This is a genomic window from Lentzea sp. NPDC004782 (assembly GCF_040609115.1).
Lineage (GTDB): Bacteria > Actinomycetota > Actinomycetes > Mycobacteriales > Pseudonocardiaceae > Lentzea.
The window spans coordinates 124,424-138,033 of record NZ_JBEXJN010000005.1; the positions used below are offsets into that span (position 1 = coordinate 124,424).

Annotated in this window: 12 protein-coding genes; 9 read left to right on the forward strand and 3 right to left on the reverse strand. The window is 68.8% G+C overall.

Features of this window, described 5'->3' with window-relative positions:
* Nucleotides 1-71 precede the first annotated feature (71 nt).
* Genes ABZV40_RS06790 through ABZV40_RS06810 form a run of 5 tightly spaced genes read left to right on the forward strand, consistent with a single transcriptional unit; the run spans nt 72 to nt 8,266 of the window.
* A complete protein-coding gene (locus ABZV40_RS06790) occupies nt 72-3,056 on the forward strand; it encodes a lantibiotic dehydratase (RefSeq protein ID WP_355436908.1) in 2,985 nt (994 codons plus the stop codon).
* Nucleotides 3,053-4,300: a lanthionine synthetase C family protein gene (locus ABZV40_RS06795; protein ID WP_355436910.1), complete on the forward strand. Its 1,248-nt coding sequence runs from the start codon at nt 3,053-3,055 to the stop codon at nt 4,298-4,300. The genes ABZV40_RS06790 and ABZV40_RS06795 overlap by 4 nt, the downstream gene beginning before the upstream one ends.
* Before the next feature lie 27 nt (nt 4,301-4,327).
* Nucleotides 4,328-6,454 (forward strand): methyltransferase, FxLD system, encoded by a 2,127-nt coding sequence (gene fxlM, locus ABZV40_RS06800; protein ID WP_355437144.1) that lies wholly within the window; start codon nt 4,328-4,330, stop codon nt 6,452-6,454.
* 6 nt (nt 6,455-6,460) lie between these two features.
* Nucleotides 6,461-7,576 (forward strand): hypothetical protein, encoded by a 1,116-nt coding sequence (locus ABZV40_RS06805; protein ID WP_355436912.1) that lies wholly within the window; start codon nt 6,461-6,463, stop codon nt 7,574-7,576.
* A 45-nt stretch (nt 7,577-7,621) separates the two neighbouring features.
* Entirely contained in the window at nt 7,622-8,266 is a 645-nt protein-coding gene (locus tag ABZV40_RS06810; RefSeq protein ID WP_355436914.1) for an HAD family hydrolase, read from the forward strand.
* Between the two features lie 19 nt (nt 8,267-8,285).
* On the opposite strand, the gene ABZV40_RS06815 is transcribed toward ABZV40_RS06810, so the two are convergent.
* Both ABZV40_RS06815 and ABZV40_RS06820 read right to left on the reverse strand, forming a co-directional pair.
* A complete protein-coding gene (locus tag ABZV40_RS06815; protein ID WP_355436916.1) occupies nt 8,286-9,632 on the reverse strand; it encodes a helix-turn-helix transcriptional regulator in 1,347 nt (448 codons plus the stop codon).
* 110 nt (nt 9,633-9,742) lie between these two features.
* Entirely contained in the window at nt 9,743-9,940 is a 198-nt protein-coding gene (locus ABZV40_RS06820; protein ID WP_355436918.1) for a hypothetical protein, read from the reverse strand.
* Here ABZV40_RS06820 and ABZV40_RS06825 point away from each other — a divergent pair.
* The 4 genes from ABZV40_RS06825 (at nt 9,939) to ABZV40_RS06840 (ending at nt 12,655) form a co-directional block, all read left to right on the forward strand.
* The gene (locus ABZV40_RS06825; RefSeq protein WP_355436920.1) at nt 9,939-10,391 is read left to right on the forward strand and encodes an NUDIX domain-containing protein; all 453 of its coding nucleotides are present in this window, start codon (nt 9,939-9,941) and stop codon (nt 10,389-10,391) included. The genes ABZV40_RS06820 and ABZV40_RS06825 overlap by 2 nt on opposite strands.
* 63 nt (nt 10,392-10,454) lie before the next feature.
* On the forward strand, nt 10,455-11,315 hold the full coding sequence (locus ABZV40_RS06830; protein WP_355436922.1) for an inositol monophosphatase family protein: 861 nt from the start codon (nt 10,455-10,457) through the stop codon (nt 11,313-11,315).
* Nucleotides 11,316-11,317: 2 nt separating this feature from the next.
* Nucleotides 11,318-11,626: a hypothetical protein gene (locus tag ABZV40_RS06835; RefSeq protein ID WP_355436924.1), complete on the forward strand. Its 309-nt coding sequence runs from the start codon at nt 11,318-11,320 to the stop codon at nt 11,624-11,626.
* 84 nt (nt 11,627-11,710) lie between these two features.
* Nucleotides 11,711-12,655, forward strand: a complete 945-nt coding sequence (locus tag ABZV40_RS06840) for a hypothetical protein (protein WP_355436926.1) — start codon at nt 11,711-11,713, stop codon at nt 12,653-12,655.
* A 27-nt stretch (nt 12,656-12,682) separates the two neighbouring features.
* On the opposite strand, the gene ABZV40_RS06845 is transcribed toward ABZV40_RS06840, so the two are convergent.
* Entirely contained in the window at nt 12,683-13,552 is an 870-nt protein-coding gene (locus ABZV40_RS06845; RefSeq protein ID WP_355436928.1) for an NYN domain-containing protein, read from the reverse strand.
* Nucleotides 13,553-13,610: the final 58 nt, after the last annotated feature.

Here is a 13,610-nt window from a genome sequence, read left to right on the forward strand (position 1 = left end):
TCCGGGCAGTTGCCGAAGGTGGCCTGCGGCTCCCAGCGTGGCCTGTGTTCCGGTCATCCGGCGTTGGGGCCGTGATCGGATGGGTGGCCTGGCTGCGCCAGGTGTGGGAGGTCGAGGGCGTCCGGGATGCCGTCAGCCACGCCAGCCCGGTACTCGCTGATCGTGTCAGCGCGTTGTGCGCGGCTGAAGACCCAGGTAGTCGAGATGTGCGGCGCGCGGTCTTGTCCGTGATGCGCTATCTGCTGCGGTTGACCGGCCGTCCGACGCCCAACGGGTTGTTCGCCGGGGTCACCGCTGCTCGGTTCGCCTCGGTGCCGTACCAACGTTCGGGCGGCAATCACGAAGCGGTCGCCGCGGCTGACGCTGGGTGGCTTGCCGAAGTTATCGGCTTGTTGGAGAGCGAGCCCGTCGTCCTGGCCCACCTGGTCGTCATCGCCAACACAACGCTGGTGGTAAGAGGCGGACGCCTCGTCGTGCCGTACCTGCCGTCGACGGACAGCACAGGCACCCGTGCTGTTGAAGTCGAACTCCGGTATTCCGGCCCGGTCCGCGTCGCGGTGGCCGAAGCTCGCGAACCAGTGCGCTTCGATGCCCTACGCGCCAAGGTTCAGGAGAGCTTTCCGCACGCTGCCGCCGGCACGGTGACCGACTTGCTCACCACCCTGGTCGCCCACCGGGTGCTCGTCACCAACCTCCACGCGCCGAGCACCGAGCCCGATCCCCTGAGGCACCTGGTGCGCGAGCTGGCGCCGATCGGCGAGGTGGCCGCCGAGTACCACGTGGCCCTGAACGACCTCCACGACCAGCTGGGGCAGCATCGGCGCAGTGGCGTTGCCGCGCGGCGCACGCTGCGGGCAGACGCAGCTACGTCCATGAGGAAATTGGCTTCGTCGCGGCGCAACCCTCTCGCGGTCGATCTGAGGCTGGATGTGGAGGTTGCGCTGCCCGAGACGGTCGCGCGTGAAGCCGAACGGGCTGCGCTGCTGCTGGCGCGCCTGACCTCCCGGCCTGGGCCCAGTGCGAACTGGGCCGCCTATCACCGGCGCTTCTATCAGCGGTTCGGTACGGGGGCTCAGGTGCCGCTGCTGGAGGTAGTCGCCGACAGCGGGATCGGCTGGCCTGACGGCTACCCCGGCGCGACGCCAGCCACTCGCCTTCCACGGACGTCTCGGGACGAGCGGCTGCTGGCCCTCGCTCAGACTGCCGCATTGGACGGGCAGCACGAGGTCGTCCTCGACGAGAAGCTGATCACTGAGTTGGAGCATGTGCCTCTGCACTCACTGCGATTGCCATCCCACCTGGAGCTGTGCGCCCGCGTGGACTCCACAAACATGCGGGCCCTGGAAGCAGGGAAATTCCGGCTCGCGGTCACCGCGGTATCTCGATCGGCCGGCGTCGTCATCGGTCGTTTTCTGCACCTGCTCGACCAGCACGACCGTGCGACGTTGACATCACCGCTGCTCGGCTCACCGAACGACGATGGCGTTCTCTCGGTTCAGCTGTCGTTCCCGCCGCTGGACCCCGCCAGCGCACACGTCGCCCGCAGCCTTCAGGTTCTCCCGACCGTCGTCAGCCTCGGTGAGCATCGCGAAATCGCCTCGGATTCCGTGCTCACGGCGGCCGACCTGGCGGTCAGTTGTGACAGCGACCGGTTGTACCTCACCGCCCCGGAACTCGGCGTCCATGTGGAGACATGGGGATTGCATGCACTCAACCTGCGCAAACACACCCCACCGCTCGCTCGCTTCTTGATCGAACTCACTCGCGCACACCGCGCCGAGGTCGCTGACTTCGACTGGGGCGCAGCGGCCACCCTGCCGTTCCTTCCCCGGCTGCGCTCCGGCCGCGTCGTGCTGTCCCCGGCGCGCTGGCGACTGCCCGCCAGTGACCTTCCCGGCCTGACCGCCGACTTGGAGATGTGGAATGCCGCGCTGGCCCAGTGGCGCGCCCGACGGCGCCTTCCACGGGTCGTGCTCCTTCTCGACGGGGACTGGCGGCTTCCTCTGGACCTCGCCGAGGACGCACACCTGGTGCTCTTGCGGGAGCACCTGGCCACCCGCCCCCATGCGGTGCTGGAGGAGGGGCCGGCCGACAACGCCGCCGGGTGGCTCGATGGCCGGGCTCACGAAGTCGTCTTCCCCCTCACCGCTCAGCAGGCGCGGGCCACGGAACGACTGCCACGCCCGACGCGTCACCGCGTCGTGCGGCCCAGTGAGCACGGATTGCCTCCCGGTTCGTCCTCGTTGCTGTTCGCCAAGCTCTACGGCGACCCTCGGCGCCAGAACACGGTGCTCGCCGAGCACATGCCCGCCCTGATGGCCGAGTGGGGCCAGGACCAGCCGCAGTGGTGGTTCCTGCGATTCCGCGAGGGCGACGAGCACTACCTGCGCCTCCGCATCGCGCTACGCAACTCCGATCCCGAGGTATTCGGTGAAGCCGCTGGCCGGGTCAGCGCCTGGACCGAGCGACTCCGCCGGCAAGGGCTGCTCCGTGAGGTGGTCTTCGCGACCTCCTACCCGGAAACCGGGCGCTGGGGCTCCGGCACGGCACTGACGGCCGCAGAGGCCGTGTTCACCGCCGATTCCCGCGCCGTGCTCACCCAGCTAGCCCAGCCGCAGCGACCTCACCATCACGCCCTGACCGCGGCGAACTTCGCCGCCATCGTCATCGCCTTCACCGGAAGCATCGAGGCCGGGATTCGGTGGCTGGTCGACCACGTCCCGGCGAAGCCGCCCAGCGTCGTCCCGAGGCCGGTGTTCGCCGAGGCAGGACGCCTGGCCGATCCCCGCGAGGACTTCCACGTCCTGCGGGGCACACCGGGCGGGACAGAGATCGTGGCGACGTGGGCCGAACGGGCCGAGGCCCTGAGCACCTATCGATCACGGCTGTGCGGGACCGACGCAGAGGGCGTCGATCCGGACGCCGCCTTGGGTTCCTTGCTGCACAGCCACTTTCTGCGGGCCTGCGGCATCGACTCCGAGGACAAGGCGGTGTGCCTATACCTCGCCCGGACCGCAGCCCTGACCTTCACCGCCCGTACGGGAGGAGCACGATGACCATCGAACTCGCGGCGGACGCCGCGGTCGAGTTCGCCGTGGACATCGCGGACAGCCTCGCCCGGCCCGATGCCGCCGATCTGCCCACCGATCAACCGTGGTGGCACCAGTCCCTCGCCCACGGTGCCCCCGGCATCGCGCTGCTGCACATCGAAGTGGCTGCTGCCGGGCTACGGCCATTCGACCGTGCCCACGAGTGGCTGACCGTCGTCGCGAGCAAGCCGGTCACCGCTGGGGCGAGCACCGGCGGCTTCTATGGCGCGCCGGCCGTCGCCCGTGCCCTCGCAGGTGCCACCGCGGCCCGACCTGGCACGTACCGGTCCGCGCTCGCGCCGTTGGCACGGCAGATCGCCGCCGACGCCCATGCCCGCGTCGACACAGCGCACATCCGCATGGACGCCGGGCAACTGCCGCCGATGGCCGAGTTCGACACGATCCGCGGCCTCGCCGGTCTTGGCGCCTACCTGCTGCACCACGATCCCGGCAGCACTGCCCTGCGAGCCGCGCTCGGCGCTCTGGTGCGGCTCACCCATCCGGTGACGATCGCGGACGAGGCGGTTCCTGGGTGGTGGACCCCCACCGGCCCCACCGGTCGGGCCGAGGACGAGTTTCCCGGCGGCCACGGCAACTTCGGCCTCGCGCACGGCATCAGCGGGCCGCTGGCGCTGCTGGCTCAAGCCCTGCGCCGCGGCATCGCCGTGGAGGGGCAACGCGAGGCCGTCGAGACGATCCGCACGTGGCTGGACTCCTGGCGCATCGACACCCCCGGCGGACACCGCTGGCCGTACATGATCACCTGGGACGAGGCGCGGACAAAGCCCAAGCAGGTGCTCCACAGCGGAGCCACCCGCCGTCCGAGCTGGTGCTACGGCACGGCCGGAATCGCACGCGCACTGCATCTCGCCGCCCTGGCTCTAAGCGATGACGCGGGCCGCCAAAACGCTGAAGCCGCCTTGATCAGCGCGGCGACCGATCCGGAGCAGGATGCGCTGGTCAACGACGCCTCGCTGTGCCACGGCTACGCCGGACTCGCCCGCATCACCGCCCGCGCCGCCCTCGACACGACCGGCTCCTCGGCGACTCATCTCAACGCGCTGTCCACCGAACTGCTCCAGCGTGCCCGTGCCCAGCCCGTCGCCGACGGGCCCGGCGTACTGGAGGGCATTGGCGGGGTCGGCTTGGCCGTCCTCGCCGCCGTGACCGAGCCCGCGACGGGCTGGGACACCTGTCTGCTGATCGCCTGATCGACACGAAAGAGGAGACCCGTGCCGATGCCGCCGGACAGCCGCTGGCACCACTACCTGGTCGAGTTCGCCGACCCGTCCACCGCCGAGCACACCGCCGCGACCCTGCTGGCGCCCGCGCTCGACCAGGCTCAGCAGGACGGTGAGCTCGACACGTGGTGGCATCTGCGCAAGACGCCCGCCTGGCGACTGCGCTACCAGCCGGTCAATCCAGACACGACCGTGGTCGACACGCTGCTGGCCGACCTCGAAGCCGACGGGCAGGTCGGCCGCTGGACCCGCGGCATCTACGAACCGGAGTTCCTCGCGTTCGGTGGTGCGGCCGGGATGGACATCGCGCACACGCTGTTCCATCACGACAGCCGCCACCACCTCGCCCGTGCTCGCGAAACGGCGCCTGCGGCTTTGGGGCAGCGGGAGACCACTGTCTTGCTGTTCAGCGCAATGCTGCGCGCCGCCGGGCTGGACTGGTTCGAGCAGGGCGACGTCTGGGCCAAAATCGCGGCACTCCGGCCCGCCCACCATGTCGACCGCACGAACTCCCAGCGCACCGAGCGGTTGAGCCAAGCCGTACGGCGGCTGATGATCACCGACACGCGCCAGCTCTGCGACGTGGCGCCCGACCAGGTACCGCAGACCTGGTGGACGGCGTTCGACACCGCCGGCCGCCAGCTCGCCGAACTCGCCCGCGACGGCCTCCTTGAGCGGGGCCTGCGCGCGGTCTTGGCGCACCACTTCATCTTCCACGCCAACCGCGCCGGACTCTCCGGCCCCGACCAGGCCACCCTGGCGGCGCTGGCCGTCGACGCCGTCTTCCATGCCGATTCACCGGTCACGCCTACCCGGCAGGCACCAGCCGGGACCACCTCCAACACCGTTAGGGTTCCCGCAATGACGTCCACTGTCAGTGACGCTTCCACCGGCTTCGCCGACGAACTCCGTACCCAGCTCGCCGACCGCCTCGTCAAAGACGGCACGGTCCGCACCGACGCCATCGAGGCGGCGTTCCGGCTGGTTCCCCGCCACCTGTTCCTGCCCGATGTCGGGCTGGCCGAGGCGTACGCGGACGAGCCCGTCTACACCAAGATTGAGGGAGACGGCACCCGGATCAGCGCCGCATCACAGCCCAAGATCGTCGCCATGATGCTCGAACAGCTCGACATCCAACCTGGAGAGCGGCTGCTCGAACTCGGCGCGGCCACCGGCTACAACGCCGCGCTGATGGCCATCCTCACCGGCCCAGCCGGACACGTCACCACCATCGACATCGACGAAGACCTCGTCGACGGCGCCCGCGAGCACCTCGCCGCAGCGAGCATCAGCAACGTCGAGGCGGTCGCCGCCGACGGCGCGCTCGGCCACCCGGAGAACGCGCCCTTCGACCGCGTCATCGCCACCGTCGGCGCCCACGAGATCCCTACCGCCTGGCTCGACCAGCTCAGGCCGGACGGACGCCTGGTGGCCCCAGTGCGCCTGCGCGGATGCGCCTCGCGCAGCATCGTCTTCGAACGCGACCAGGACGGCTGGACCAGCCTCGGTAGCGAGATGGCGATCTTCATGCCGCTGCGGGGCCTCGGCGACGACGCCCGCCGCGTCCTCGATCTCACCGGCACCGGCCTCAATCCCGGCGACGTGACGCTGCAAACCCACAAGGACAACAACCACGCCACCGACCCGGACGCCCTCGCCGGGGTCCTCGACACCCCCGCCCGCGAGGTGTGGACCGGCGTGCACTTCGTCCCGATGGAGTCCTTCGAGTGGCTGGACCTGTGGCTGGCCTGCCACCTGCCCAACCCCCTCATGCGCATGGAGGTCAGCCCGGCCGCCAAGGACAGCGGCCTGGTGCGGCCAATGTTCCCCTCGGTGGCGATGGCCACCACCGCCGCCGACGGCAGCCTCGCCTACCTCACCATCCGCGCCGCCGAGCCCGGCCCCGACGGCGGCCGGCGCTACGAAGTCGGTGTCATCGGCCACGGCCCTAGCGACCAAGACCTCGCCGACCAGGTCGCCACCGAGATCATCACCTGGGACCAGGGCTTCCGCTCGTCGACCATCCGCTTCGCCATCCCCGACACCCCGCCCCAGCCGGACAGCAACCCCGGCCGCGTCGTACTGGACCGTCCCGCCAAGCCCATGACCGTCACCTGGGAGTGACCTGACATGGACCCCACCGGCCAGTTCGCGCGCCGCTTCCCCCTTGTCGCCCGTACCCGACCGGCCTGCGTCCCGCTGGGCCAGCGGGTGGCCGAACTGGGCGAGCGCGCTCGTGAGGCCGCACGCACCGGCGACCTCACCGAGGCAGCCGCGGTGCACAACCAAGCGGCACTCGTCGCCTCCGACTGCGGCCTGCCCGACCTGGCGCGGCAGTGGTGTCACCAGCAGGTGAACCTCTACCTGCGCGCCCGCCCCTTGGGCGCGCAGGTAGCCCGCCTCGCCCTCGAACCGATCACCAACCTCGCCCGCCTCTACACCCGTGAGGGGCAAGGCGAACGGGCGTTCACTGTCATGGACACCCTGTTCACCGTAGTCTCGGCTCGCACCCAAGCAGACGTCGATGGCATCGAGATCCCTGCCGACCTCACCGACTCCGCCGAGACTCACCAGCAGATCCGCAGCTGGCTATGGGCGGTCCTGCTGGCCACCGGCGCACGCGCTCTCGCCGCCACCGGACGCTGGACGCAAGCACGCACCCGCCTGGAGGGTTACAAGGGCATCGGCCGCCGGATGCTCGACGGCCGCCAGATCGCGGTCATCGCTCACGCTGTATCCGGAGACACCGACGGCGCTCTCGCCGTCCTGGCCGACACGACGCCCGGAGAACCGTGGGAGAACGCCGTGACCGCATGCCTGACCCTCCAGTGCCGCAATGGCTCGGACACTCCCGACCTGAGCACGCCCGTCGAGAAGTACCAGGCTCTCGACATCTTCTCTCCTGGCCTTGCGGTGTTCCACACGCGTTTGGGGCTGTCCTTTGTGGATGCACTCAGCTTCGTCGACAACCCTCACACACGGTCCATCGCTCTCGAACTGATCGAGCACGCGGTCCGCAGCCGCGATGGATACGTCGCTCGCGACATCCTCCGCCACAGCGACTGCCGCGAGTTGCTCACCCACTCCCAGGAGAAGCACCTTGCTGCCCTGATCGAAACCTGCGAGCTGGACAGCGGAACGATGTCCCGGGAAGCCCTAGCCGTCCTGACCACAGCACTTGCTCATGCCGAAAACGTCATCGCAGGTGCCTGCCCGGCGCGGCACCGAAGCCACGTCACCAGGTAGGCGGCTGTGTGGCGCCGTACCCGCCAGTGACGTAGGAGTAGGGGCATGGTGACCGCGGTGGTGTTCGACGTGGGCGAGACGTTGCTGGACGACTCGCGAGAGTGGGGAGCGTGGGCCGACTGGATCGGCGTTTCCCGCCATACCTTCTCGACGGTGCTCGGCGCGGTCACCGCCGCTGGCCGGGACAACGCCGAGACGTTCCAGTACTTCAAACCTGGCTTTGATCTCACGCGGGAACGGCAGCTGCGCGAGGAGGCCGGCCAAGGTGAACACATCGACGACAGCGACCTTTACAGCGATGTGCGGCCCGGCCTGGCAGCGTTGCGGGAACTCGGCTTGTGGGTCGGGGTGGCCGGGAACCAGACCGCTCGCGCGGCCGAACTGTTGCGGGCACTGGAATTGCCGGTGGACCGGATCGCGACCTCGGGGGAATGGGGTGTCGCCAAGCCGTCGCCCGAGTTCTTCGCCCACGTGGCAGAGATGGTGCCCGACGGGCCGGGCGAGACGGTGTACGTGGGTGATCATCGGGACAACGACGTCGTTGCCGCGAAGGCAGCGGGGTTCCGCACGGCATTGATCCGGCGCGGCCCGTGGGGCTACCTGTGGGCTGATGACCCGCTGGTGCGTCGCGACGCGGATTGGGTGATCGACACCCTCCACGACCTGCCGGATCTGTTATCCCTGCACTGAATAGCTGGTGGCGAGCGGATCAACGAGCGCGGGCCCACGCGGCGAGGTCAAGCAAGCCGGCGCTGGGCGCGCTGTGGGTGCGCAGCAGGGCCGAGAGAGACTGACGAACCTGCGGATGCGTCCGAGTGTGCTCGGGCGCGGCCTGGCGGGCCGTCTGAAGGCACACGTAAGCGTCTTCGTGGCGACCGAGGGTGAGCTGGGCACGGGCCAGATCGATGAAGTAGTGGGAGCGACGCTCGGCGGGAAGGTTGTCGGGCGGGTGCCAGGACGCCGCGCGTTCGATACCCAGCGGATCTCGAAGTTCGACGGCGACCGCCAGTTCGTGGATGCGCAGAGAAGCCGGGCCGAATGCGGTGCCCACGTAGATGCCCTCGGGCACCCTGTCCGCGGCACGGCGGGCCTCGCGCAGGTGGTCGGCGGCAACATCGGCCTTGCCCGCCCTGCCAGCCACGACCGCGGCACGCATGTGCAGGGCACCGAACGCGGCCGAGGAGGAAGTCGTACCGAGGTCCGGCACGTGGTCAGCGGCGAGTTCGAGTGCGCGGGCTGCGGTGTCCAGGTCGCCGGTGGCGAAGAAGGTTTCGGTTCGCACGTATGCAACGGCAGCCAGCAGCAGCGGATCCTCGGCGATCTGAGCGGCTGAGCGCATCAGGTCGATCAACCGGGCGGACAGGTCCAGGTAGCCGAACTTGAACGCCACGCCGTCCGCAGCCCGCAACGCCAGGGTCAGCAAGATGGCGGCGTGACGGCGCCCTGCTGCACCACCCAGCTGACCAGCGCGGGCCAGTTCGGTGATGAGGTCAGGCAGGCGACGGACGAGATTGCCGTAGCGGGACTGCAGTCGGTCATCGTTGGCACGGATGATCTCGCCGCGCAGGTCTTTCAGGGCTCTGATGGGTCCGTCGTCGGGCAGGTCCAGCCGGTCAAGCGCGCGGCGCAGGCGCGGAATGGCGGCGTGGATGACGTCGAGCTCGGCGGGCGGGTCGTCCTCGTGAGTGATCCGCGTGGCGGGAGTCGTCACCGAGCTCGACAGGAGTGAAGGCAGAACCGTTGTGATGGCGGCAGCAGGTTGCCGCTGAGTGCGTCGCAGCAGGTCGTCGAGTTCGTCGAGCGAGATGTGCAGGGCGGTGGCGAGACCGCGCCGCTGCCAAGGCTGAGGAGACTGGATCCCGCGTTCCCAGCGTCCGATGGTGGTCCGTTCGACCTTCAGCTTGGCGGCAAGGGTTTCCTGGGTGTGACCGGCGATCTGGCGAGCAGTGGCGAACGGGGTGAGTGGCCGTGCTGCCATCGCGTGTCCTTCCTTTCCAGTCCTCCATAGCGCACAGTACTCGCCGGTTTTCGCAGCGTAGCGAGGGTGTCGCCTCATCAGTGCCTCATGGCCGCGTCTTCGCGCGCCGCGGTCGGCTGCCACTCACTGCCGCACGCCCATCCGAGCGCCTTCTCTGGCTCCAGCTAGCCAACAGCGCTGGTCAGCGACTAGGTCGCCGCGTTGACGCCTCGTTGTCGCCGCACGCCCGCTCTGGTGATCGACAAGGCGGCGGCGTTGACTGGATCCGGCCTGCGGTGGGCGACCCCCGACCGCCCATCGCCGGCCGGTACCGGTCGTGGCGCGATGAGCACCACCACGTTGGCCTCGTCGAGGCGTCCCCTGTCCGTCGATCGTGAGAGCACCATGATGACCTCCCCCAGTCCCGCTCTCGGTCCGCTTGTCGGGGCGTACGGCCTCGTCGGGCACAACGAGCACCTCCTGCTGATCCGTGACCAGGACGCCAGCGCCTTCCGGCTTCCCGGCGGCCAGGTACGACCCGGTGAATCCATCGAGGACGCCCTGCGGCGATCCGTGCGGGCACAGACCAATGTCGACCTCGCCTACCTCGACTTCTGTGCCGCCGTAGAGCTGCGCGACCACACCTCACCGACCGGGCCGGCCCTTTACGAGCTGGCTCTGCTGTTCGACGTGACCCTCACCGGCCCTGACGCCGCCCGATCCAGCGAACACGAACTGCGCTGGCTCGCCCAGTCGGACCTCCACCAGATCGAACTGCGTCCCGCGGTCATCGCGGAACGGCTGCGAAACGACGCGCTGACCGTCGAACGCCCATGGTGGCCGCACCGATCCTCTTGACCCGCGCCGTCCACGGCCCGGTCGGTTTCCCGCTGCTGCGCGTCCGAAGAACCGAAGGAAACCATGCTGTCGGTACCCGATTGCACCGCCGCACTGTCTGCGGCACAGGCCGCGATCGATCTCGCGGTCGAGCACGTCCTCAGCCACCCTCCCCGCGCGATCCGTTACAAGGGCGACCGTGAGCCCGTGTCCGAAGTGGACGAGGAAGTCGAACATGTTGTCCGCGAACGCTTGACCGTCGGCGGACATACCGAGATCGGCTTCCTGGGGGAAGAGACCGGCGCGGTTGGCGACCGCAAGACCTACTGGGTTCTCGATCCCATCGACGGCACGATCAACCACCACCACGGCAATCCCCTGTGCGCCATCGCCCTTGGGCTCGTGCACGACCATCAGCCTGTCCTCGGCGTCACCGCGCTGCCCTTTCTCGGACACCGCTACTGGGCCGCCACAGGGCAAGGCGCGTACCGCGACGGAGTGCCGATCGGCGTCTCGGCCGCCGAGTCGCTCGATCGAGCCCTGATCGGGTTCAGCGACTACGGCAGTGGCCATGACGCTGCCCTGCGCGACGTGCTCTGCTCCACTGTGGACCGGGAACTCACTGCACGTGCACAAGGCGTTCGCCGCTACGGTTCTTCCGCTCTCGACCTCGTCTGGGTCGCCGACGGCACCCTGGACGCCTGCGTTCTGCTCGGCAACCGGACCTGGGACACCGCGGCCGGGGCCGTCATCGCTCGCGAGGCCGGCGCCTTGGTCCTGGATGCCGACGCGAGCCCGCACTCCACCCGGTCTCGTTGCGCGATCGCCACCACCCCTGGTCTGCGCGAGGAGTTGATGCCGTTCCTGCACGTCCTGCGTGGCAGCCGCTTCTGGCCGGACGATCACCACGAACCGGCGGGAAACCCGGCCAGCGCTCCGGGGTAGCAATGAACAACTCGGTGACGATGCGGGCATGCCGACTGGTGTGCCGGTGGGTCTTCCCGCGCCTGCGCTGCTCGCCGGACGCTGCAACCGCGATGTCCGGCGAGGCCGCACCGCGTCAACTCGACAACGGCCCGCCCACCGAGTACCTCCCCGTCTTCGGACAACTTCCAGAATTCGGCGCTCCAGTGCCGGCTCCGGATCTCGACGCGGAACGAGCTGCTGCGCTTCGAGCCGTGGTGGAAGGCCAGCGATCCGGCGATGAGCATCTGGCGCTCCTCGACCGTGTGCTGTGCGCACTACACCGCCTGTGACCGGAACGGACCGAGATCGCCGCGAAGCTCGACGAATTCCCGTCCTTACGAACGTCTGCCCGCTCCAGTACTCGGAAACCATTGATGCGCAAGCACTTGCCCTACAGCCTCGACGACGACACCGCGGCCGAAAAATACGTGCGCACAGCGCTGCGTCTTTCCCAGCGCGGCAACTGGACCGCACTGCTGGCCAGCAATCGTGTCGTACAGACCTACCGGATGCTGCGACGTATCGAGTCCGGTGCGCTCCAGATTCGTGTGCACCACTACGAGGCGATCGAGTCAGCTGAAGCAGACCGAGATGCGGGCCTGATCAGCGCGGCTAACTATGCCGAGAAGTACCGGGAGTACGCGGAGTGGCGTCAGCGGTCCGTGGGCTTTGACAGCGTCCTGCGGCAGTACCTCGACATGGCCATCGACCAGGTCTGGATGATCCGCCGAGACACCGTCGCGGAGTCGCTACGTCAGGCCCTGCTCAAGCTGGCCATCGCCGTCGCCGAGCATCGGGAAGCGCACTGCGGGGAGGAGTCGCTGGCCGACACCGCGCTGTGGGCGAGGCTGGAGCTGCTGCCGTGGCCGACCGTCGCAGGCGTCGAGCGGCTTGTCTTGGCCGATGCGGTAGCCGCCGAACGTCTTCGCCACGGTCCCGCGCGCCGGGCGAGTGAGAAGCCCGTTGAGTTCGACGGTCTACCGGTCTTCGGGGATACCGTCGATGTCGTCGACCTGCTCCTGGACATCACCGATTGCGCCCAGCCCGCATGCGCTCGAACCGAACTGGCCGAGCTGTGGGAGCAGCGAAATGCGGACCTGACGGTCCCCGTGGCGGTCGAGGCCACCACCAGACCGAAAGTCAACTGTTCCGCGGGTCGCCTGCCGAAGTCCCTGCGGTTGCTGGAAAGACTCGGCTTGATCAGCCGCGTGTCATACGACACCTACGCCGAAGTCGTGGTCACCGACCGGGCACGACTCGTCGACCTGCGCCGGCAGTGGGACGAACAACACTTCGGCCTCGACGACCTCAGGCCCTGACCAACCAGCGACCGACTCCACGTGAGCTCAGGAGTGTTCTTCCTGGTCTGCAGTACCCAGGCTGCCAACAAGGGCCAAGGTGACGTCGTTGCCCGACGTGCCCACCACCGTGACCCGGTGCGTCAGACGGCCCAGGAAGTCGCGGAAGCTGCGGCAGCCATAGTTGCGCTCGTCGAACGCCGGGTCGAGGGAGATCATCTTACTCTTCACCCATGCAGCTGTCGGGGTGGCGATGGTGGACTGCTCCATCACTGTGACCAACAGGTTCTCGGCGGTGGTGATGTCGAACTCGTCGGCGAGATGATCGCCGGGCTCGGGTTGGACCTGAGCGACCAGGGTGCCCCAGTACTTGTACTCCGAGCACACCGACACCAACCGCGGGCTGGCGTTGGCCTCGGTGCCCACACCGACGACGTGCTTGCCGAACTCCCGCAGCCGCTGCACCAGCGGGGTGTAGTCGCCGTCGCCGGCGACCAGCACGAACACACTGACTTCGGGATGGGTGATCAGCGTTTCCATCGCGTCGACCGCCATGCGGATGTCGGCGGCGTTCTTGCGGGCGGTGCCGAAGCGTGCCACCTGGATCAGGTCGACACCGTTCATCGCCAGGTCCTGCTGGTAGCGCCCGAACTGTGGATTTGCCCAGTCCGCGTATGCGCGGCGGATGACCGCGTTGCCGTAGTCGCGGCACAGCCGGGTAATGGCCGCGTAGGGCACCGGGTTGGCGCGACCAGGTAGCCCTCGGCCCGCGCCGCAGACCAGGTTCTCGAAGTCCACATAGACCCCGACCGGAGCGTTGACCTGCTCGGTACGACTTCCCGCTGCGAGTGCTTCCACCTTCTGCCCATCGACGGTTCCGCACGCTGCCTTGATGCCGCGAGCGGCTGAGCGGGACATCCGCTCATGTCGCCTTAATCGTGACGGCGTCCGCCCGACAGCCAGCCGCGAGGCACGG